At 70.4% G+C, this 21,278-nt stretch carries 18 protein-coding genes; 8 read left to right on the top strand and 10 right to left on the bottom strand.

Going from position 1 to position 21,278, the window contains the following annotated elements; all coding sequences use genetic code 11:
• Positions 1 to 31: 31 nt before the first annotated feature.
• Together RAH39_RS05610 and RAH39_RS05605 are read right to left on the bottom strand one after the other, a co-directional pair.
• Positions 32 to 1,075 (bottom strand): NAD(P)-dependent alcohol dehydrogenase, encoded by a 1,044-nt coding sequence (locus tag RAH39_RS05610; protein WP_306591824.1) that lies wholly within the window; start codon positions 1,073 to 1,075, stop codon positions 32 to 34.
• 99 nt (positions 1,076 to 1,174) lie between these two features.
• Positions 1,175 to 2,770 carry a methyl-accepting chemotaxis protein gene (locus RAH39_RS05605; protein ID WP_306591823.1) on the bottom strand — a complete coding sequence of 532 codons (1,596 nt, stop codon included), beginning with the start codon at positions 2,768 to 2,770 and terminating at the stop codon, positions 1,175 to 1,177.
• A gap of 121 nt (positions 2,771 to 2,891) precedes the next feature.
• Here RAH39_RS05605 and RAH39_RS05600 point away from each other — a divergent pair, with 121 nt between their 5' ends.
• Positions 2,892 to 3,461 carry a thioredoxin family protein gene (locus RAH39_RS05600; RefSeq protein WP_306591822.1) on the top strand — a complete coding sequence of 190 codons (570 nt, stop codon included), beginning with the start codon at positions 2,892 to 2,894 and terminating at the stop codon, positions 3,459 to 3,461.
• Position 3,462: 1 nt separating this feature from the next.
• Here the strand turns inward: RAH39_RS05600 and RAH39_RS05595 are convergent, their stop codons facing one another.
• Positions 3,463 to 4,242 (bottom strand): TrmH family RNA methyltransferase, encoded by a 780-nt coding sequence (locus tag RAH39_RS05595; protein ID WP_306591821.1) that lies wholly within the window; start codon positions 4,240 to 4,242, stop codon positions 3,463 to 3,465.
• Here RAH39_RS05595 and RAH39_RS05590 point away from each other — a divergent pair.
• The 6 genes from RAH39_RS05590 (at position 4,241) to RAH39_RS05565 (ending at position 10,653) form a co-directional block, all read left to right on the top strand.
• Entirely contained in the window at positions 4,241 to 5,182 is a 942-nt protein-coding gene (locus tag RAH39_RS05590) for a LysR family transcriptional regulator (protein WP_306591820.1), read from the top strand. The two genes, RAH39_RS05595 and RAH39_RS05590, sit on opposite strands and share 2 nt — an antisense overlap.
• Before the next feature lie 79 nt (positions 5,183 to 5,261).
• Positions 5,262 to 6,830 (top strand): aromatic amino acid hydroxylase, encoded by a 1,569-nt coding sequence (locus RAH39_RS05585; RefSeq protein WP_306591819.1) that lies wholly within the window; start codon positions 5,262 to 5,264, stop codon positions 6,828 to 6,830.
• Positions 6,827 to 7,069 (top strand): 4a-hydroxytetrahydrobiopterin dehydratase, encoded by a 243-nt coding sequence (locus tag RAH39_RS05580; RefSeq protein ID WP_306591818.1) that lies wholly within the window; start codon positions 6,827 to 6,829, stop codon positions 7,067 to 7,069. The genes RAH39_RS05585 and RAH39_RS05580 overlap by 4 nt, the downstream gene beginning before the upstream one ends.
• Before the next feature lie 72 nt (positions 7,070 to 7,141).
• The gene (locus tag RAH39_RS05575) at positions 7,142 to 7,741 is read left to right on the top strand and encodes a hypothetical protein (protein ID WP_306591817.1); all 600 of its coding nucleotides are present in this window, start codon (positions 7,142 to 7,144) and stop codon (positions 7,739 to 7,741) included.
• Positions 7,734 to 8,888, top strand: coding sequence for a cytochrome c biogenesis ResB family protein (locus RAH39_RS05570; RefSeq protein WP_306591816.1), 1,155 nt, complete (start codon positions 7,734 to 7,736; stop codon positions 8,886 to 8,888). The genes RAH39_RS05575 and RAH39_RS05570 overlap by 8 nt, the downstream gene beginning before the upstream one ends.
• 1 nt (position 8,889) lies before the next feature.
• Positions 8,890 to 10,653, top strand: a complete 1,764-nt coding sequence (locus RAH39_RS05565; protein ID WP_306591815.1) for a cytochrome c biogenesis protein — start codon at positions 8,890 to 8,892, stop codon at positions 10,651 to 10,653.
• A gap of 826 nt (positions 10,654 to 11,479) precedes the next feature.
• Here RAH39_RS05565 and RAH39_RS05560 read toward each other — a convergent pair.
• Together RAH39_RS05560 and murD are read right to left on the bottom strand one after the other, a co-directional pair.
• On the bottom strand, positions 11,480 to 11,971 hold the full coding sequence (locus RAH39_RS05560; RefSeq protein WP_306591814.1) for a hypothetical protein: 492 nt from the start codon (positions 11,969 to 11,971) through the stop codon (positions 11,480 to 11,482).
• Positions 11,972 to 11,994: 23 nt separating this feature from the next.
• Positions 11,995 to 13,317, bottom strand: a complete 1,323-nt coding sequence (murD, locus tag RAH39_RS05555) for a UDP-N-acetylmuramoyl-L-alanine--D-glutamate ligase (protein WP_306591813.1) — start codon at positions 13,315 to 13,317, stop codon at positions 11,995 to 11,997.
• A gap of 75 nt (positions 13,318 to 13,392) precedes the next feature.
• On the opposite strand from murD, the gene RAH39_RS05550 reads away from it, so the two are divergent.
• A complete protein-coding gene (locus tag RAH39_RS05550) occupies positions 13,393 to 14,151 on the top strand; it encodes an EAL domain-containing protein (RefSeq protein ID WP_306591812.1) in 759 nt (252 codons plus the stop codon).
• A gap of 21 nt (positions 14,152 to 14,172) precedes the next feature.
• On the opposite strand, the gene mraY is transcribed toward RAH39_RS05550, so the two are convergent.
• Genes mraY through RAH39_RS05525 form a run of 5 tightly spaced genes read right to left on the bottom strand, consistent with a single transcriptional unit; the run spans position 14,173 to position 21,225 of the window.
• Positions 14,173 to 15,261: a phospho-N-acetylmuramoyl-pentapeptide-transferase gene (gene mraY / locus RAH39_RS05545; protein ID WP_306591811.1), complete on the bottom strand. Its 1,089-nt coding sequence runs from the start codon at positions 15,259 to 15,261 to the stop codon at positions 14,173 to 14,175.
• A gap of 39 nt (positions 15,262 to 15,300) precedes the next feature.
• On the bottom strand, positions 15,301 to 16,650 hold the full coding sequence (murF, locus tag RAH39_RS05540; RefSeq protein ID WP_306591810.1) for a UDP-N-acetylmuramoyl-tripeptide--D-alanyl-D-alanine ligase: 1,350 nt from the start codon (positions 16,648 to 16,650) through the stop codon (positions 15,301 to 15,303).
• Positions 16,647 to 17,633, bottom strand: a complete 987-nt coding sequence (locus RAH39_RS05535; protein WP_306591809.1) for an L-threonylcarbamoyladenylate synthase — start codon at positions 17,631 to 17,633, stop codon at positions 16,647 to 16,649. Before RAH39_RS05535 ends, murF begins: the two co-directional genes overlap by 4 nt.
• Positions 17,630 to 19,087: a UDP-N-acetylmuramoyl-L-alanyl-D-glutamate--2,6-diaminopimelate ligase gene (locus RAH39_RS05530; RefSeq protein WP_306591808.1), complete on the bottom strand. Its 1,458-nt coding sequence runs from the start codon at positions 19,085 to 19,087 to the stop codon at positions 17,630 to 17,632. The genes RAH39_RS05535 and RAH39_RS05530 overlap by 4 nt, the downstream gene beginning before the upstream one ends.
• A complete protein-coding gene (locus tag RAH39_RS05525; RefSeq protein WP_306591807.1) occupies positions 19,084 to 21,225 on the bottom strand; it encodes a penicillin-binding transpeptidase domain-containing protein in 2,142 nt (713 codons plus the stop codon). The genes RAH39_RS05530 and RAH39_RS05525 overlap by 4 nt, the downstream gene beginning before the upstream one ends.
• Positions 21,226 to 21,278 lie beyond the last annotated feature (53 nt).

Below are 21,278 nucleotides of genomic sequence, written 5' to 3'. Positions count from 1 at the left end.
GGTGCCTTGGCGGTGAATTACTTTTTGAAGGCTACAGGGTCTTCATGTCCAGGACGAAGCGGTAGCGGACGTCGTTCTTCAGCATGCGCTCGTAGGCTTCGTTCACCTGCTGGACGGGGATCAGCTCGATCTCGGAGACGATGCCGTGCTCGGCGCAGAAATCGAGCATCTCCTGGGTCTCCTTGATTCCGCCGATCAGCGACCCGCTGAGGGTGCGGCGCCCGAAGATCAGGGAGCCCGCGGCGACGGGCGTGGGCTCGGGGGGAACGCCCAGCAGCACCATGGCGCCTTCCACGCGGAGGAGGCCCAGGTACTTGTTGTAGTCGTGGGGCGCGGAGATGGTGTCGATGATCAGGTCGAAGTGGCCCGCCAGCCGCTTGAAGGTGGCCTCGTCCGACGTGAGCCCGAAGTGGTGGGCGCCCAGCTTGCGCGCGTCCTCTTCCTTGCTCTTGGACGTGCTCAGCATGGTGACTTCGGCGCCCATGGCGGCGGCGAGCTTGACGGCCATGTGGCCCAGACCGCCCAGGCCCACGACGCCCACCTTGTCGCCCTTCTTCACCTTCCAGTGGCGCAGGGGGGAATAGGTGGTGATGCCGGCGCACAGCAGGGGCGCGACGGCGGCGAGGTCCAACTTGGGCGAGATCTTGAGGGCGAAGCCCTCGTTCACCACCAGGCTGGAGGAGTAGCCGCCGTAGGTGGGCGTCTTCCGGTCCATCTCGGTGCCGTTGTAGGTGAAGGCCGCGCCCTTCTCGCAGAACTGCTCCAGGTCCCGCTCGCAGCTGGGGCACGTGCGGCAGCTGTCCACCATGCAGCCCACGCCCGCCAGGTCGCCTTCCTTGAAGTTCTTCACGTGGGCGCCCACGGCGGTGACGCGGCCCACGATCTCGTGGCCGGGCACCATGGGGAACTTGGCGCCGCCCCACTCGTCCTTCACCTGGTGGAGGTCCGAATGGCAGATCCCGCAGTAGGCCACCTCGATCTGGACGTCGTGGGGGCCGACCTCCCGGCGCTCGATCTGGAAGGGCGCCAGGGGCGCGGAGGGGGAAGTGGCGGCATAGGCTTTGGCGATGGCCATGGAAGCTCCTCGGATCGGAATTCCACTCTAGGCATCCGCGCTCCACGGGGACAGAAGGCACCTCGGGGTGCGTGCCATCCCAGGGCCTTCTCGCCGGGGTCAGACGCGGAAACCCGCCATCCGGCGCTCCAGGTCCTGGGACAGCTCGGCCAGGGCGCGGGCGGTGCGGACGATCTCCTCCGTGGTCGCAGCGAGCTGGGTGGCGGCGGAAGCCGTCTGCATGGCCTCGGACACGCCCTGCTCCACCCGCCGGGCCGCGCCTTCCCCGGTGCGGTTCTGCTCGGCGGTGGCCTCGGTGATGTGGCGGACGGCCTGGGCAAAGCTCCCCAGATTCCGCTGGATGGTGCCCAGCGCCCCGACGGTGTCCTCCACGGTGGCGCCGCCCTGGGCCACGGCGTCCTGGGCGCCCTGGAGCAGGCCGCCGATCTCCTTGGCGGCTTCGCCGGACCGCTCCGCCAGCTTGCGGACCTCCTCCGCGACGACGGCGAACCCCTTGCCCATGGCGCCGGCCTTGGCCGCCTCGATGGCGGCGTTGAGGGAGAGCAGGTTGGTCTGTCGGGCGATCTCCTGGATGACCACCACCGCCCGGGAAATCTCGCCGGCGGTGCGGGTGATGTCCTCCATGGCCCGGGTGGTGGCGGTGCCGGAAGAGACGCCATGGTCGGTGGCCAGCTCGGTCTCGTGCAACTGCCGCTGGCTCTGGGCGGCTCCCGTGGCCACTTCCGCGATGCTGGCGCTCAGCTCCGCGATGGCCGCCGCCATGTGTTCCGACCCTTCGCGCTGGATGTCGGAGCTCTGGGCGATGGAAGCCGTGGTCCGGGCCATCTGATCCGCCGCGGCGGAGAGCTCGTGGGAGCCGCTGGCCACCTGCTCCACGGCCCGCTGGATGGCGCTCACCGTGTCCCGCAGGTTCTCGCCCATGCCATTGAGGGTGCGGGCCATGGCCCCGAATTCCTCCCGGGTGGTTAGATCGCAGCGGGCGGTGAGATCGCCCTTGGCCGTGGCTTCCAGCACGCGGGTGAACGCCTGGATGGGCCGCTGGGTGGCGCGGTAGAGGAGGACGCCCAGCCCGATGCTGACGAGGACGGAGATCAAGGTGAGGCCGGATAAGAGGGCGAAGGTCCGGTTGTAGATCTCCCTCGCGCGGAGCGTCCCGTCCTCGGCCTCCTTCAGGTTCGCCTCCCGGAGCTGCGTCTCCATGCCGTTCATCGCCAGGCTCAAAGGAACCAGCTTGGACGTCATCAGCTCCAGGGCGCGGGCCTTCTGGCCGCTCCGGGAGGCCGGGAAGATCTCGTTCTCGCGCAGGGCGACCTGGTCCGCATAGCCCTGCTTGAACTTGGGGAAAACCTCCCGCTCGATGGGCAGGGAGATGCCCTGTTCGAAGCCCTCGATCTTCCGCTGGAACTCCTGGTCCAGCTCCTTGCACCGCGACTCCTGCTCGGCCATGGTGGCCGGATTAGCGGTCGCCACGTGGAGGACCACGCGGTACTGGGCGCGCAGCCGCGCCGAGTTGGCCTGGGCCAGGGCGGAAATGGGGAGCAGGTTCTCGCGGAAGGCCGTTTCGAACCGCTGGTGTTCCTGGCGAAGGGCCATCAGGCTCCAGGCCGCCATCCCGCCCAGCACCGCAAGCAGGCACGCGAAGGTCAGAACCAGCTTTCCCTTCAAAGAAAGGTGGGCGTACCAAGAGCTGCGCATACAACTCCCTTCGAGACAGTGATCGCGAGCGGCGAAGCCGTGGGAGGATATCGAGTCTGGCCCGAGGCGAGACCTTTCCCTTACGGCACGCCTCCCGTCCGACCTGATTTCTGGAGGTCCCATGCCCCGCCCCGCCACCCTCCCCGTCGTCGATTGGAAGGCGGTCTTCGAATCCGGCCTGGACTATGCCGCCTGGCTCGCCGCCGCCGAGTCCCCGGAACAGCGGGACAAGATCGAGGCCCAGCGGACGGCCCTCACCCTCGACCCCCCCGTCGCCGGCTTCCTCGCTGCTTTGCCGCGGCCCGTCCACGTCGTCGCCATCGCGGAGGACTGGTGCGGCGACGTGGTCCGCCATGTGCCCGTGCTCCAGCGGATGGCCGAGGCCAGCGCGCGGCTCCAGATCCGCTACATCAGCCGGGAGCAGCACCCCGAGGTCTTCGTCCGCTTCCTCACCAACGGCGGCGAAGCCATCCCCAAGTTCATCTTCCTCAGCGACCGCTTCGTGGAATGCGGAAACTGGGGCCCCATGCCCGACGCCTGCCGGGAACTGATCGCCCGGGGCAAGGCCTGTGGCGATGTGGCCGCCGCCCGGAAGAAGATCGCCGTCCGCTACGAGCAGGACGCCGCCCGCCGCGACGTGGTGACCGAACTGCTGCATCTCGTGGACGTGGCGGCGAGCCGCGAACCCTAGCTCAACCGCCCGCCATCCGGAACATCAGGATCGCTCCCGCGGCGGCCACGTTCAGGCTGTCCATCCCCGAGGCCATGGGGATGGCGACCGCGCGGTCGCAGTGGGCCAGGTGCTCCGGCGCCAGGCCCGTGTCCTCGGGGCCCATCACCAGCGCGCAGCGGGAGGCGGGACGCCAGGTCCGGGCGTCCTCCGCGCCGGCCGCGAGGGCGGCGGCCGCGATCTCGGATCCCGCTTCGGCCGCTTTCCAATCCGCCAGGAGCGGCCACGGATCCTCCGCCCGCCACACGGGGATTCGCCACACCGCGCCCATGGAGACCCGCACGGTGCGCCGGGTCCACTGCCCCGGCCCGGGTCCGGCCAGGACGCCGTCCAGCCCCAGCGCCGCGGCGCTGCGGAGGAGGAGGCCCAGGTTCTCGGAATCGTAGAGGCGCGGAAGGACGAGCAGCCGCCGTGCAGCCGCCAGGCCCTCGATCGGCGGCGGAGGCGGCACCTGGGCGCAGGCCATCAGCCCGCGATGGAAGGGAAACCCGGCCAGTTCCGACAGCACCGCGGGCTCCGCCGTCAGCAGCTCCGTCCCGCTGGGCAGCCGGTCCCGGACCTGCTCCGCGGCCGCCGACGTCGCCGCCACCGAGACCACCTTCATGCGGCCCGCCCGCGCGGCCTCAAGCAGATCCTCCACCAGGATCCGCCCCTCGGCCACGAAGCACGCCCCGAAGTCGGGATGTTCCCGCGTACCCGCGAAGCGCAGGTCCTTGTAGGGGGTCCAGGGATCGAAGGCCATGGATCGAGCCTACCGGCTGTACCCTCCATCCATGCCCCGCAAACTCCCCCGCCACCTCACCTGGCTCGAAGCGTTCGTGGCCGCGGTGGAGACGGGCTCGCTGGAGGCGGCGGCGCAGCACCTGGGCGTGGCTCGGTCCGTGGTGAGCGAGCACCTCCGGGCGCTGGAGGAATCCTTGGCGGAGGGCGAGGCGCTGGTGGAGCGGGGGCCGGGCCGCCGCCTGCGCCTGACGCCGCGGGGCGAGCGCCTATTCGCCGGCGCACAGGCCTCCTTCCACCAGCTGGACCTGAAGCGCCTGCGCGACCTGGCCTCGGCGGAACCGGGCTTGCGGCTGGGGCTGAATCCCACGTTGTCGACGCTGCTGCTGGATCCCCTGGCGCGGGCCGCGGCCCGGACCGGCCTCAAGCTGGAGGCGGTCTTCGGCGGCGCCCACGAACTGGTGCGCCAGGTCCAGAACCGCCAGTTGGATCTGGCGCTGGGCTTCACGCCGCTTCCGCCCCACCGGGGCGTGGAGCACCGCGTCCTCGCCCGGCTGCCCTTCGTCGTACTGGCGGCGCCGGAGTGCGACCTTCCCCCCGACGTGCCCTTCCTCCGGGTGAAGGACCTGGCGGACCGGCCCTTCGTGGACTGGCTGCGGGACGATCCCTACGGCGGCGCCAATTCGGCGCGGTTTGCGGACGCGAAGATCCAGGTCCGCGAAGCCGCGCGGGTGGAGAGCTTCCTCCAGCTCTACGCCGCCCTGCGGGCCTTCGGCGCCTGCGCCATCGCGCCGGATCTGCGCCTGCTGGGGCCCTTCCCCGCCGACCTCCGGATCTGGCCCCTGAAGGAGCGGAAGGCCCAGGCCGTGGAGGTGGTGGCCCTCTGGCCCGCGGGCGGCGCATCCGCCGCCGCGGAACGCTGCCTCGCCGCGCTCACGGCTCATCTCCACAAACGGCGATAATCCGACGTTTGATTCCTTATTTTTGGATTTCCGGCTATCTGTCCCGACATTAGCCTTGGGGTGCCCCGGGAGTTCTCCCATGACCCTCAGTCCTTCCCCCACCCAGCGCGCCATCGACCGCCTTCCCGCCCACCTCCGCAGCTACGTGGCGGACCAGGAGCCGGGCGCCTACACGCCCCGGGATCACGCAGTGTGGCGCCACATCCTCCACCGCCTGGCCGAGCGGCTGAAGGACACGGCCCACCCGAGCTACCTGTCGGGCCTCGCGGCTACCGGCATCGGGCTGGAGCGCATCCCCACCCTGGACGAGATGAACGAGCGGCTGGAAGCCCTGGGCTGGTCGGCGGTGGGCGTCCGGGGGTTCATCCCTCCCGCGGTGTTCACGGAACTCCAGTCCCTGGGCGTCCTGGCCATCGCCGCGGACATCCGCAGTCACGAGCACATCGAGTACACGCCGGCCCCCGACATCGTCCACGAGAGCGCCGGGCACGCGCCCATCCTCGCCGACCGGCGCTACGCGGACTACCTGAAGCGGTGCGGCGAGGTGGGCTTCCGCGCCATCGCGTCCCTGGAGGACCAGGCCGTGTACGAGGCCATCCGGCACCTCAGCGTGGTGAAGGAGGATCCGTCCGCCACCGAGGAGGAACTGCGCCTCGCGGGCGAGCGCCTCCGCGCCGCCTCCGCCAGCCGGCGCTACGTCAGCGAGAGCACCCGCGCCAGCCGCCTCTACTGGTGGACCGCCGAGTACGGCCTGGTGGGTTCCCTGGACGCTCCGAAACTCTATGGCGCCGGCCTGCTCAGCAGCCTGGGTGAGGCCGCCCACTGCCTTACCTCCGCCGTGGAGAAGATGCCCCTCAGCCCCGCCTGCGCGGACGTGGAGTACGACATCACCCGGATGCAGCCCCAGCTCTTCGTGGCCCGGGATTTCGATCACCTGTTCGAGGTGCTGGAGGCCTTCGAGGCCACCCTGAGCTGGCGCCGCGGCGGGGACCACGGCCTGGAGGAGGCCCTCCGGGCCCGCACGGTAAATCACCTGCGGCTGGAAGGCGGCCTGGAACTCACCGGGCGCGTGGCGGAGCGCATCCCCGCCCGGCGCGAAACGGCGCCCGGGCTGGCCACTGCCCTGGCGCGGCTGGCCGGGCCCATCCTCCTGTCCCGGGAGGGAAAGGCGGAAGGGCGGCCCTGGTCCGGCGAGGCGGTGGTGGCCTTCGGATCCGGCGCCCTGCCTCCCTCCGGCGCCTTCAGCCTGGACCTGGCGTCGGGCCTCTCGCTCACGGGCTTCCGCGTGGGCGCGCACGAGGTGATCGACCTCCGGGGCAGCCTGGACGGCCGGCCCCTGGACCTGCCCCGCTGGGCCCTCCTGTTCCTGAGCAGAGAGCTGCCGTCCGTGGCGGGCGGTCCCGCGGATCCGGGCGCCTGGGACCGCTGGTTCGGGGATGGCGGACTTGCCGAGGGAGAAGCCGAATCCCGGGCGCGGGACCGCAAGGCCGCGTCCCTGGCGCCGGAGGCCGCGGAACTCTACCGGCAGATCCGGACCCACCGGGAGGAAGGGGCTGGCGCGGACCTGCGGGACCTCGCCCGCCGCGCCGCGAACCACCCCGAGGAATGGCTGCTGCAGGCGGAACTGGCCGAACTGGAGGCGCGATGACCTGGATCGAAGAGAACGGCAGCCTGGTGCGGACCTTCCGCACCCCGGACTTCCTGACCGCCTACCGCCTCGTGGGCGCCGTGGTCGCCCCGGCGGAAGCGCTGAACCACCACCCCGACCTGGCCTTCGGGTGGGGCTACGTGCGGATCGCCCTCACCACCCACGACGCGGGTGGGATCACCGACCTGGACCGACGGCTGGCGGAACTGATCGATGAAGCAGTTAAGCCTTTTGAATGAGGGATGTTCCATTTCCATTCGCTGTCTAGGCATGGACAGGTCCGCTATTCTGGAGGGTCCATCGAGGATCCCTTGCCGAACCTGCGACGTTCCATTCCTCTTCTGACCGCCCTCCTCTCCCTCGGCCTCCTGGGTTGCCGATCGGAGGGCGTATCCCACTTCAAAGTGCCCAAGGAGGCGCTGGCGCCCGCCGATGACGGCCATGATCACGGCGACGGCCAGGCCGGTCACGACCACGCCGCCGAGGCCGGAGCCGCCGCGCCCCGGCTGACGTGGTCCCTTCCCAAGGGCTGGAGCGAGGCTCCCGGCGACGGGATGCGCTTCGCCACCTTCAAGACGCCCATCGCCGGCCGCCTGGAGGCCACGGTGGTGGTCCTGCCGGGTCCCGCGGGCGGCGAGCTGGCCAACGTCAACCGCTGGCGGGGCCAGATCCAGCTGGCGCCCCTCGACGAGGCCGCCCTGGCGGCGGCGCGCGCCACGGTCAAATCCAAGGCCGGCGCCGTGAACCTCTACGACTTCACCAACGAGGCGCAGCGCAGCCGGATGCTGGCCGGGCTCGTCGCCACGCCGGACGGCAACACCTGGTTCCTGAAGCTGACGGGCGACGCCGGTCCCGTCGCCCAGGCCCGCCCCGACTTCCTGCGCATCCTGGAGAGCCTCCGCCTTGATTAACGCCCTCGCCTCCCGCACCGTGCGCTTCCTGAAGTCCTTCCAGCTCACCATCGTCCTGCTCGCCCTCCTGATGGCCCTGGTGGTGCTCTGCACCCTGGCCCAGGTGGAGATGGGCACCGCCGGCGCGGTGAACGCCTACATGCGCAGCTTCCTCGTGAAGAAGCAATTCGCGGGGCTGCCCTTCGCCATTCCGGTGTTCCCCGGCGGCGCCCTGGTGGGCCTGCTCCTCACCTTCAACCTCATCGCCAAGACCCTGGACATCCAGCGCACCTGGGCCAAGGCCGGGATGTGGCTGGTCCACGCCGGGCTGGTGATCCTGTTCGCGGGGGAGTTCGTGGCCGGGATGCTCCAGGTGGACACCAACATGTCCATCGAGGTGGGCCAGACCGTCAACTACGTCCAGAGCTACAAGAACGCCGAGCTGGCGGTCATCGACATCACCGATCCGGCCTGGGACGAGGTCTATTCCGTGCCGGACACGCTGCTGTCCAAGGGCGGCGCCATCGCGCTGCCGGGAACGCCCCTCACCCTGAACGTGAAGCGGTTCTACGCCAATGCGGAACTGAGCCAGTTGCCCGATGGGGCCCCCGCGCCCGTCACCGCCGGCGTGGGCCAGGGCGCGCAGGTCGTGGAACGGCCCGTCGTCAGCGCCGACAACGAGCTGAACCAGACCACCGCCATCGTCGAGCCCGTGGCCGGCGGCCGGAGCTACGGCACCTGGCTGGCGTCCATGTCCATCGGCGTGCCCCAGACCTTCGTGCACGAGGGCCGCACCTACGCGCTGTCCATGCGCCTGCGGCGCCAGTACCTGCCCTACGCGTTCACGCTCAAGCAGTTCCGCCACGACGTGTATCCCGGCACCGACATCCCCAAGAACTTCTCCAGCCTCGTGCAGGTGGTGAACCCCCAGCGCAACGAGTCGCGCGACGTGCTGATCTACATGAACCAGCCGCTCCGCTACGAGGGGAAGACCTTCTACCAGGCGAGCTTCGGGAAGAACGACACCCTGTCGATCCTGTCCGTGGTGGAGAACCCGGGCTGGCTGCTCCCCTACGTCTCCTGCGTGCTGATCTCCGCGGGCCTCCTCGTCCACTTCGCCATCGTCCTCCGCCGCTCCCTCAAGCGGCGGCAGGAGAAGGAGGCCTGACATGAAGAACCTCGCCAAGCTCGTCGCCTGGGGGGCCGGGGCCCTCGCCCTGCTGGTCGCCCTCACCTTCGCCCTGCCTCCCGGGAAGGCCCGGGGCTTCGACGTGGGGGGCTTCGGCAGCCTGCCCATCCTGGAAGGCGGGCGCGTCAAGCCGCTGGATTCCGTGGCCCGCAACGCCCTCCTGGTGATCCACAGCCGCCAGAGCTTCCGCCACGACGGGCGGATGGTGGGACCGGACGAGTGGATTCTCGACGTGATGTTCCGTCCCCAGGTGGCCGATACCCAGGCCATCTTCGTGATCGACGATCTGGAAGTGCTGAGCCTCATCGGCGCGCGCCAGACCAAGAGCCGCAACTACTTCAGCTTCGCCGACCTCTCGCCCTACCTGCAGGAGGTCCAGAAACAGGCCATGGCGGCCCAGTCCATACCGCCCCAGAAGCGCACCCGCTTCCAGAGCGCCGTCGTCAACCTGTTCGACCGCGTCTACCTCTACTACAAGCTGCGGAACACCCTCCAGCTCGCCGGCTCCCCCGGCCTGGGCTGGGAGATCCAGTCCCTGGGCACCGCCGAAGCCGCGGCCCGCCACCAGGACCTGATCCAGTTCGCCCAGTTCCGCATCCTGCCGCCCCCGCCCGGAAACGGCCCCGACGCGTGGCAGAGCGTGGGCCAAGCCCTCAGCGCCGCCCAGGCCGGCGCCCACCTCCACCCGGGCCTGGTGCCCCTCGCCAAGCTGAACGCGGCCTACGCCGCCAGCGACGCCGCCACCTTCAATCAAGCCCTCGCGGACCTGAAGACCGCCGTGGCCACCCTCAAGCCGGAGGCCGCCAGCCATGCCTCCAACGAAGTCATCTTCAACCGCGCCCAGCCCTTCTTCGCGGGCCTGACCATCTACTTCGTGGCCTTCCTCGTGCTGGCCGTCTCCTGGGCCTGGAAGCCGGAGATCCTCCGTCCCACCGCCTACGCCCTGCTGGCCTCCGGCGCCATCGTCCACACCCTGGGCCTGGCCGCGCGGATCATCCTCCAGGGCCGCCCGCCCGTCACCAACCTCTACTCCTCCGCCGTGTTCGTGGGCTGGGGGGCCGTGGTGCTGGGGCTCATCGTGGAGCGGATGTACCGCAAGGGCTTCGGCACCGCCGTGGCGTCCCTGGCGGGCTTCGCGTCCCTGATCGTGGCCCAGAACCTGGGCACCGAGGGCGACACGATGGAGATGATGCGCGCCGTGCTGGACTCCAACTTCTGGCTGGCCACCCACGTCGTGACCATCACCATCGGCTACTCCGGCACCTTCCTCGCTGGAGCCATCGCCATCGCCTACGCCATCCGCAAGCACGTCGTCGCCGTGCAGGACGCCGAGACGGACAAGGCCCTGGTGGATATGGCCTACGGCGTCATCTGCTTCGCCCTGTTCTTCAGCTTCGTGGGCACCGTCCTGGGCGGCATCTGGGCCGACCAATCCTGGGGCCGCTTCTGGGGCTGGGATCCCAAGGAGAACGGCGCCCTGCTCATCGTGCTGTGGAACGCCATCATCCTCCACGCCCGCTGGGCGGGCTACGTCCGCCAGCGCGGCACGATGGTGATGGCCATCTTCGGCAACATCATCACCGCCTGCTCCTGGTTCGGCGTGAACATGCTCGGCGTGGGCCTCCACTCCTACGGCTTCATGGACCAGGCCTTCTGGGCCCTCACCGGCTTCATCGCCAGCCAGCTCGTCCTGATGGCCGTGTGCTACGCCCCCGCGAAGTTCTGGAGGCAGACCGGCGCGTAGGGGTAAGCGGCCATCCATAGATCCATCATCGCTCGTCGCGGAGGCCGCAGGTCGAAGGGCCGGGAGATCCAGGAAAAAGCATCTCCAAAGCGGAGGGTACAGAGTGGCCGAGGAAAGCGGAGAAGAAACCTCTCCGGTCTCCTCCGCTCCTCGGCTCTCCTCTGCTTATTGATTTGGCGATGCGAGCACCGGGCAGCTGAGACCCAGGGGAGAGCGATCAGGATCCGAGGTTCTTTCACTGCCAAGGCACCAAGCGCGCCAAGAAAACCGAGTCCTTCTTTCGCCGTTACTTGAACACCGGTCCCGAGCGATCCAGGAAAAAACATCTCCAAAGCGGAGGAACGCAGAGTGGCTGAGGAAAGCAGAGAAAGAATCCCTCCGATCTCCTCCGTTCCTCGGCCCTCCTCTGCTTTTTGATTTGGCGATGCGAGCATCGGGCAGCTGAGACCCAGGGGAGCGATCAGGACCCGAGGCTCTTTCACCGCCAAGGCACCAAGCGCGCCAAGAAAACCGAGTCCTTCTTTCGCCGTTACTTGAACACCGGTCCCGAGCGATCCAGGAAAAAACATCTCCAAAGCGGAGGAACGCAGAGCGGCTGAGGAAAGCGGAGAAGAAATTTCTCCGCTTTCCTCGCTTCCTCGGCTCTCCTCTGCTTTTTGATTTGGCGATGCAAGCACCGAGCAGCTTAGAAATCGGCGACAAGATCCCAGGTCCTTTTCACCGCCAAGACAACAAGCGCGCCAAGAAAAGCAGCCTCTTTCTTCGGCCATTCTTGGTGCCTTGGTGTCTTGGTGGTGATCTTTCAATCTTTTGAATGCCGGAGGTCTCACTCCCCCCGACGCAGGGTCGCCTGGAGGTAGGGTTTGTAGGCGCTGGGCGCATCGGGCGCCGCCATCTCGAAAGTGAGGCCCAGGCGGTCCTTCGCGGTGCGGCGATAGGTGAGGCGGAAGCGGGGGCCAGGCCCCGCTTCGCTTTCGAACACGGCGCCGTCGGCGGCGGCCGTCACGCGGTAACGGATGACGTGGCCTTCGCTGTCCAGGTAGAACGCCTTCAGCACGCCGCCTTCCACGAAGGTCGCCATCAGGTCCTCGTGGCGGGAAGCCGCCGAGTCCGCGTAGCTGCGGAGGATCAGGGCCTGGCCGCCCAGCTCGAACCGGAAGGTGGACGCGCCGAGAGACGGGCCGGGCCGCCCTTCGCCCTCGCCCCGCCAGGTGCCTTCCAGGAACCGGACGGCGGCGAAGGGATCCGGCTGGGGAACGGGCGGCGTCGCCTGGACCACCAGGGGCACGGCCAGCAGCGGGAAGAGCATCCTTTTCATGGAGCCTCCTTCGGGAAACAGGGTCAGGCCCAGGCGCGGACCAGGGCCTCGAACCGCTCGCCCCGCTGCTCGAAGTTGTCGAACTGATCGAAGCTGGCGCAGGCAGGGCTGAGGAGGACCTGGTCCCCGGGCTCGGCGAGGGACAGGGCGGTGGCGACGGCCTCGTCGAAGGGCCGTACGACCTCGTGGGGCAGGTCGCCGAGGTCGCGGGCGAGCTGGGGGATGGCGTCGCCGAGGAAGATCAGGCGGCGGAGCTTGCCCTCCAGGGCCGCCCGCAGGGGCTCGTAGCTGGCACCCTTGTCCGTCCCGCCGAGGAGGAGCACCAGCGGCCCGGGCAGCGCCTTAATGGCCGTGAGGGTCGCGTCCACGTTGGTGCCCTTGGAATCGTTGTAGGCGCGGACGCCGTTCTTCTCGCCGCAGAAGGCGATGCGGTGGGCCAGACCGGGATAGGTCCGCAGCCCTTCGCGGAGGGCCTCCACCGAAGCGCCGCCGTGGGCAGCCAGAAGCGCCGCCGCCAGGGCGTTCTCGACGTTGTGGTCGCCGGGGATCCGCAGCTCGCTCCGGTGCAGGAGGATCTCCCCGCCCAGGCGCAGCCGGCCGTCCGCGTCGCACCAGGCTTCGCAGGGCTCCCACCCGAAGCGCGCGGCGCGGCCCTTCCCGGGCGCGTCCTCCCACCATTCCGGATGCGCGGCAGGCACGACCCGCAGATCATCCTCGCCCTGCCCCTCGAAGATCCGGAGCTTGGCCCGGCGGTAGGCGTCCAGCGTCCCGTGGCGCGCCAGGTGATCCGGCGTGAGGTTGAGGAAAGCGGCGGCTTCCGCGTGAAAGGTGTCCAGGGATTCCAGCTGGTAGCTGCTCAGCTCCACCACGAAGGCTGTGTCGCGGGGCGCCGCGGCCACGGCTTCGATGACGGGCGTGCCCAGGTTGCCGCAGGCGACGGCGGACAGGCCTCCGGCGCGGAGCAGGTGGGCGGCGAGGTCCGTGGTGGTGCTCTTGCCGTTGGTCCCGGTCACCGCCAGGACGCGGCTCCCGTCGTTCCGCGCCCGGAGGACGCGGTGGGCCAGTTCCACTTCGCCGATCGCGGGGATGCCGCGGCCCAGCGCCGCCGCCACGAAGGGCGCGGTCCGGGGGATCCCCGGGCTGACGATGAGCGCTTCGCATTCGTCGAGGAGGGCCTCGGGATGGGTTCCCCACACGCCGGGGATGCCCGCCTTCGCCAGGGCGACTTCCAGCGCCAGGTCCGGCTCCGGACGGCTGTCCGTGAGCACCACCGGCCGGCCCTCCGCGGCCAGGAAGCGGGCCGCCGCCAGGCCCGATCGTCCCGCCCCCATCACGACGGTTCTCATGTCGCCTCCCGCTCCAGCGTAGCGGGGCGGGCGCGCCGATGGGTACACTGGCCCCGGGCCCTGTCAGAGGTGATCATGCCGAAGGGCATCCTGGAACGTCTATTGAGCGGGGAGGGGGCGATCGTCCCCCACGTCCAGTCCATCTACCGCCTCCGCGACAACCGGATGGTGGCGCAGGAGTACCTGGCGCGGCACCTGGACGACGCGGGCGTCCTCCACCCCGTGGGAACCCTCCTCCAGGACCCGGACCTCGCGCCCGCGCACCGGCTGGCCCTGGACCTGCGATTTCTGGAGGCCACCTTCGCAGCCCTGTCGCAGCAGGCCGAGAGCGGCCACCTCCACTTCGTGAACCTGGAGCCCGTCAGCCTGGAGGCGCCCGGCTTCTGGGAGGCCCTGCCCCGCTGGCTGGAGGCCCTCCCCTTCCCCCGGCACCGGGTGGTGATGGAGTTCACCGAATCCCAGAGCATGCACGGACTGGAGGCCCTCCAGGGCTACGCGCAGCGGCTGCGGGATGCGGGGCTGCGCGTCGCGGTGGACGACCTGGGCGCGGGCGTCGCCAGCCTGACGCACATGGCCCGCCTGGCGCCGGACTTCATCAAGGCGGACCGCAGCCTCGTGGAGCAGGTCCACCGCCGCCCCTACCAGGCCGCCCTCCTCAACGCCCTCGCCCACTTCGCCGAGCGGATGCGGATCGGGTTCATCGCCGAGGGCATCGAGACTCTGGAGGAACTGGAATCCGTGATGGACGCGGACGTCCCCTGGGGCCAGGGCTACATCCTGGCCCAGCCGTGGCCGACGCGGCCAAAACCCCTGGCGGGCCTCCTCCAAAAGTAGGTTCGGCGAGGTTCTCTGCGCTCAGCGCAGCTTGAGGGAGCTGAGGGCCAGGATCGAACAGATGATGGCGGTGATCCACATCCGGATCACGACCTTGGTCTCCTGGAGCCCGCCTAGTTCCAGGTGGTGGTGGAAGGGCGCCATCCGGAAGATGCGCTTCCCGCCGCGGAGCTTGAAGCTGCCCACCTGGAGGATCACGCTCACCGCCTCCAGCACGAACAGCCCGCCGGCGATCACCAGCAGCACTTCCTGCTTGATCATCACGGCCACGGTGCCCAGCGCGCCGCCCAGACCCAGCGAACCGGTATCCCCCATGAAGACCTCGGCGGGATGGGCGTTGAACCACAGGAAGCCCATGCAGGCCCCCGCCATGGCGCCCATGAAGACCGACAGCTCCGCGCCGCCCGCGACGTGGGGAACGGCCAGGTAGGTGGCGATCTTCGCGTGGCCCGCGACGTAGGCCAGGATCGCGTAGGTGAGCGACACCACGAGCGTTCCGCCCGTCGCCAATCCGTCCAGACCGTCCGTCAGGTTCACGGCGTTGCTCGTCCCCACCATCACCAGCCAGATCCAGGGGATGAGGAAGATCCCCACGTCGGGACGGAAGTTCTTGAAGAAGGGCACGGACAGGTGGCTGGTGGCGGCGCCCCGCAGCCCGAAGTGCAGGATCAGCCAGGCGACGACGAGCGAGATGCCCGTCAGCAGCGCCATCTTCTGCCAGCTGGTGAGCCCCAGGTTCTGCTTCTTGAGCAGCTTCTGCGCGTCGTCGAAGGCACCCACCAGGCCGAAGCCCAGCAGCGCCAGCAGGGCCACCCAGATGGCGCCGTTCTTGAGGTCGCACCACAGCAGCGTGGACACCGTGATCACCAGCAGGATCAGGATCCCGCCCATGGTGGGCGTCCCCGCCTTCTTCTGGTGGTGCTCGGGACCTTCGCCGCGGATGTGCTGGCCCATCTTCAGCGCCGTGAGGGTGCGGATCACCCAGGGGCCCAGCAGCAGGCTGAGCACCATCGCCGTGGCCGCCGCGAGGGCGGCGCGGAAGGTGACGTAGCGGAACACCGAGAAGCCCGGCACCACGTCGCGGAAGGGGTAGAGGAGCCAAGGCAGCATGGGGATCCGGAAGCGGAGGGTCGGTGGCGGAAGTCGGCGTCAGCGGGCCAGGAGCCAGTCCACGGCGCGCTCCGCGCGCCAGAACCGGCTGCCCTTGACCAGGATACGGGCTCCCGGCGGGATTGCGGAGAGGCCCGCCTCGTCGTCGCGCAGCGCCTCGAAATCGGGGAAGGCCCGGGCCCGCAGGCCGAAACCCTCGGCGCAGTCGCGGGCGAACTCACCGTAGGCCCAGAGGCGGGAGAGCCCCAGTTCCCCCAGGGCCGCGCCCGTGGCCCGGTGGATCTCCGCCGCCTCCGGCCCCAGTTCCCGCATGGAGCCGAGGACCGCCACCGCCTCGCCGCCGGGGAGCTGGAGCAGGGCGCGGGCGCAGGCCAGGATGGAATCGGGGCTGGCGTTGTAGGTCTCATCGAGCAGGCAGCCGCCGCCCGCCAGGGAATGTAGCCGCCCCCGCCCCGGCTCCGGCGCGACGGTGGCGAGACCCGCGGCCACCCGCTCCGGGTCCGCGCCCGCGTGGATGGCGATGGCGGCGGCGAGGGCGGCGTTCCGCACCTGGTGCTCGCCCGGAAGCTGGATCCGCACGGGGAAGGTGCCCTTCGGCGTGCGCATCCAGAAGGCGCCGCCGGCGGCACCCCGGGACTCCGCGCCCTCCCATCCGTAAGCCTCACCCTCGCCCACGGGCAGGGGTTCGGCGGGCGCCGCCCAGGGCTGATCCGCGATCCAGCGGGCCCAACGATCGGAAGCCAGGTGCGCCCAGGCGCCGCCGGGGACGAGCCCCGCCACCAGTTCGCCCTTGGCCGCGGCGATGCCCTGCTGGCCGTCGGGGAAGTTCTCGATGTGGGCGGTCCCCACCAGCGTGACGACGCCGAAGTCGGGGGGCGCGATCTCCGTCAGGCGCTTGATCTCGCCGGGCCCGCTCATGCCCATCTCCAGCACAGCGGCGCCCAGGCCCTCCGGCAGAGTGGCCAGCGCCTCCGGCAGGCCCAGAGTGTTGTTCCGGTTGCCGGGCGTCTTCCACCCGCCGGTGGCCGCGGCCAGGAGCTCCTTGGTGCTGGTCTTGCCCACGCTTCCGGTCACGGCGAAGACGGCGGCGGGACGCGCGGCTTCGAGGCGGGCCTGCCCCCAGCGCTGGAGCGCGGCCAGGGTGTCGGCCACGACGAGTTGGGGACAGTCGATGTCCAGAACGTGGTCCACCAGGAGCGCCGCGGCGCCCTTCCGTACCGCTTCGGCTGCGAAATCGTGGCCGTCCCGTTCCGCCCGCAGCGCCACGAAACAGGCCCCCGGCTGGAGGGTGCGGGTATCGATGGAGAGGGAGGAAGGCCGCGCGTCCCCGCTTCCCAGGAGTTCCCCGCCGACGGCGGCGGTGGCTTCGGACAGGGACCACAGGCTCATGGCGTCTCCTTGGCGGAAGCCCGCCGCAGGCGGTCCCGCACGGCCAGCCACGCCTCGTCCTCGGGCGGGCGCTCCATCAGAATCCATTCGCAGCCGGCGTCGTCGAGGTCGTGGAGGAGGGCGTAGAGCCGCGCGCCCACAACCTCCGCGTCCAAGGGAAGGAGGACGCCGCGCACGCCTTCCGGAAGTGCCGGCAGGCTGCCCAGGCCCACGTAGGCCGAACGCCCCTGCGGGCGGGACAGGCCCGCGCCCGGCACCACCAGCTCCAGCCGGGCCCGGGGCGCGTAGTGCCGCTCGGCCATGCCGGGCGCCGCCTGGATCTCGCCCGCCGCCACCGCGCCCTCCCACAGCTCCACGGGTCCCACCACCGCCACCAGGTCCGCGGGAGCGATGGGGCCGGGGCGCAGGATCCGCGGGCGGGGACCGGAGAGGTCCAGGATCGTGGATTCCAGGCCCGCCTCGGTGGGACCGCCGTCCAGGATCAGGTCCACCGCGTCCCCCAGGCTGGAGGCGACGTGGGCGGCGAGGGTGGGCGACAGATGCTGGCTGCGGTTGGCGCTGGGCGCCGCCAGGGGACGGCCCGCCGCGCGGATGAGGGCCAGGGCCACGGGATGGGCCGGGCAGCGGAGGGCCACGGAGGGACCGCCTGCGCGAACGATGGAGGGCACGGCTTCCGAGGCGGGAAGGACCAGGGTGAGCGGCCCCGGCCAGAACCGCGCCGCAAGAACGGCAGCCACTTCCGGCCAAGTCGCCACCAGCGCGCGCGCCGCGTCGGGACCGTCCACGTGGAGGATCACCGGATTCGTGGCGGGCCGCCCCTTGGCGGCGTAGATCCGCGCCACGGCTTCGGAATTGAGACCATCCGCCCCCAGGCCGTAGACCGTCTCCGTGGGAAAGGCCACCAGCCCGCCGCCCCGCAGGATCGCCGCGGCCTCCAGGACCGCCGGATCGGCAGGGCCCGTCACGGGACGGATGCGGGTCACCGGCCGTTCCCGAGGACCGCTTCCACGGCGGCCCGATCGCTGTAGGGGTGCTTCACGCCGTGGATCTCCTGGTAGGGCTCGTGCCCCTTGCCCGCCAGCAGCAGCAGGTCGCCGGGCCGACAGTCGGCGAGCGCCCCGCGCACGGCGGCGCGGCGGTCCGCATCGCGGTGGTAGCGCGCCGGATCGGCGCGGAGGTCCGCGGGAATTCCGGGGGCGGCGTCATCCAGGATCCGCTCGGGATCCTCGCTCCGGGGGTTGTCGCTGGTGTGCCAGAGCACGTCGGCGCCCGCCGCCACCGCCGCGGCCATCAGAGGTCGCTTGGCGCGGTCCCGGCCCCCGCCGCAGCCGAACAGGACGTGGAGCCGCGCCCCAGCCGGAAGCAGGCGCCGGCCCTCGGCCAGGAGCTTCTCCAGGGCGTCCGGCGTGTGGGCGTAGTCCACCATCACGCCGAAGGGCTGGCCGCAATCCACCCGCTCCAGCCGGCCGGGGGCGCCGCTGACGCCGGGCACCGCGGGCGCCAGGCGGTCCAGGTCGAACCCCGCCTCCGCGCAGGCCGCCAGGGCCGCGAGGAGGTTGTAGACGTTGAAGCGGCCGAGGAGGGGACTGTGGATATCCCAGGTTCCCGCCGCGGTGCGAAGGACGAAGCGCGTGCCCGTGGGCCCCAGAGCCACGTGCTCCGCCCGGTAATCCGCGGGGCGGTCCACCGCGTAGCTGGCCCGGCCGTCCGCCTTCAGGAGGATGCGTCCCCACCGGTCGTCGGCATTGGCGAGGAAGCGCGCGGATTGATCCGCGAGGTGGCGCTTGGCCTCGAAATACGCCTCCAGCGTGCCGTGGTAGTCGAGGTGATCCTGGGTGAGGTTGGTGAACACGCCCACCTTGAACCGGGCGCCGTGGACGCGCCCCAGCGAAAGGGCGTGGCTGCTCACTTCCACCGCGGAGGCCGCGTCGCCGGCTTCCACGCTGCGCCTCAGCCAACGGTAGAAGGCGGGGCTCTCCGGCGTGGTGCGGACGGCCTCCTCCTCCGCGTCGCCCGCGGCGTTCAGGACTGTGCCCACCAGTCCGCAGCCGATGCCCGCGCCGCGCAGGAGCTGGCGGATCAGGGTGGTGGTGGTGGTCTTGCCGTTGGTGCCCGTGACGCCGATCAGGGCCAACCGATCATCCGGCGCGCCGTGCAGGCGCCGGGCCGCCTCCGCCATCCGAAGGCGGGGATCGCCGGTGAAGGTGCCTCCCGCGATGCCCTCCGGCAGGCTCAGCGGCGCTTCCGAAATGACGGCGGTGGCGCCGAGGGCCAGGGCCTGGGGCACGAAGGCGGCCCCGTCGGCCTTCTCGCCCTTCAGCGCCAGGAAGGCCCAGCCGGGCCGAATATCGCGGCTGTCGGAGGAGAGGTCCGTGACCTCCGCGTCCGGCCCCGAGTACCTCCGGGCGATCCCGTCGATCAGCGCGTCCAGTTTCATGGGCCCCCCGCTTTGATCTTCACCGGAGCGCCGGCTTCCAGGGGCGCGCCCGGGTCCGGACTCTGTCCAATCACCCGGGTGGCGGTGCCGCCCGGCGCGGCGTCCACGCGCGGGCTGCCGCCCACCAGCACCACCCGGTGGATGGCGGCCTTGAGGCTGAGCCCCCGGAGTTCGGGCACCCGGCCGCGCTCGACGTGGACGGCGGCCTCGTCCGTCTCGCTCACGGGCCAATCGCGGAGCGACAGCTTCAGGTCCTCGTCCCGGCCCGCGTCCGGCGCGGTCTGCCGGTAGCGAAGGATGCCGTCGCCGATGCGCTTGAAGAGGGGCGCCGCCACGTCGCCGCCGGTGGTGTCGCCCGCGGGATCGTCGAGCATCACCAGCACGCCGTACTGGGGCTTGTCCGCGGGGAAGAACCCCATGAACGAGGCGAAGTGGCGCTTGGGATCGTATTTCCCGTCGATGAGCTTGCGGCTGGTGCCGGTCTTGCCGAAGGCCTCCACGCCGCCCTCCAGCCGCGCCTTCTTGCCCGTGCCCTGCGTGAGGACGCCCTTCAGGGTCTCCTTCATCAGGCCGGCGGTCTCCTCGCTGAGGACCTGGCCCCGCACCGTGGGCTTGAACTCCTTCAGCAGGAGGCCCTTGTCGTTGTAGATCCGCTGGACGAGGATCGGCTGCATCAGCTTGCCGCCGTTGGCCATGGAGCAGCCCGCCATCAGGATCTGGAGGGGCGTGGTGCTCAGGCCGTAGCCGTAGGACAGGGTGTACTGGGTGGGCACGCTCCAGCGGTCGGGGGCGATCATCCGCCCGGGGCTCTCGCCGGGAAAGTTGAGGCCGGTGGCGTCGCCGAACCCGAACCTGCGCAGGTACTGGTAGTGGACGGCGGGGTCGAGGCGGATGCCCATCTTGGCGGCGCCGATGTTCGAGCTCTGCCAGAGGATCTCCTCGAAGGTCAGCACGCCGTGCCGGTGGGTGTCGGTGATGGGCGGGACCTTGGGGCTGTACTGCCAGCGCCCGGCGAGGCAGTCGATCCGCTCGCCCAGGTGGACCTTGCGCTCCTCCAGGGCGATGGCTGCCGTGAAGATCTTCATGGTGGAACCCGGCTCGTACACGTCCTCCACCGGATGCACCTTACGGGCCGCCTTCTGCCGCTCCAGCTCGCGGCGCAGTTCGTCGCGCTCGGCGGGCGTCAGATCGGCCTCGCCGCGGTTGCGGAACTTCTTGGGCAGGATGTGGTTGGGATCGAAGGTCGGCGTGCCCGCCATGGCGAGGATCTCGCCGGTCTGGGGATCCACCACCACGGCGTAGGCGGTACGCGGGCGGCACAGGCGCATGCCTTCCTCCAGCGTGTCCTCCACGATGTGCTGGATGGACGCGTCGAGGCTGAGTTGAAGCGACGCGCCGTTCACGGGGATCTGGCTGTAGTTCTCCTGGAGGATCAGCAGCTTGCCGTGGGCGTCGCGGGGGGCGATCAGTTCGCCCTTCACGCCGGCCAGCTGCTTGTCGTAGGCCTGCTCGATGCCGAGCTGGCCCAGGCCGTCGATGTTGGTGAACCCGATGAGCTGCGCCGCCAGGCTTCCCCGCGGGTAGAAGCGGCGGCTCTCGGGCTGGAACTCGATCCCGTCCAGGTTGAGGGCGCGGATGGCCGCGGTCTTGAGGGGCGGCAGGTGGCGCTCCAGGTAGACGAAGGTCTTCTTCCGCAGGAGCTTCTCCAGCACCTGGGCCCGGGTCTGCTCCAGGATGGGCGCCAGCTTAACGGCCACGTCGCCGGCGGCCTTGCGGTCCGGCTCCCCCCACTGGCGCTCATCCCCCCTTCCCGGCCGGTAGTCGGGATAGAACACGCGGGGATCGGCGAACAGGCTCTCCACTTTGATGGAAATGGCCAGGGGCTCGCCGCGGCGGTCCCGCAGCTCCCCGCGGATGGGCGGGACGGGAACCACCGTGGTGTGCTGCTGCGCGGCCTTGGCGCGGTAGCGCTTCTGCTCCACCCCCTGGAGCCACACGAGCCTCAGCAGGATGAACAGCGCCCACAGGGCCATCCCGCCCAAGATCCAGGGCAGCCGCCGGTCCAGCAGGTCCTGGGGAGCCTGCCGGCCCAGCACGCGGCGGGAAGCGGGGGGATCTGGAGCGAAGCGAAGGGGCACGGGCGGACCGGGGCTGGACGGGGCGAGGGCGGAGGGCCGCAGCCCAGCTATAG

It is taken from the genome of Geothrix sp. 21YS21S-4 (assembly GCF_030845995.1).
Taxonomy (GTDB): domain Bacteria; phylum Acidobacteriota; class Holophagae; order Holophagales; family Holophagaceae; genus Geothrix.
The sequence above is the reverse complement of the archived record's forward strand: the minus strand, read 5'-3'. Positions and strand labels throughout refer to the sequence as shown.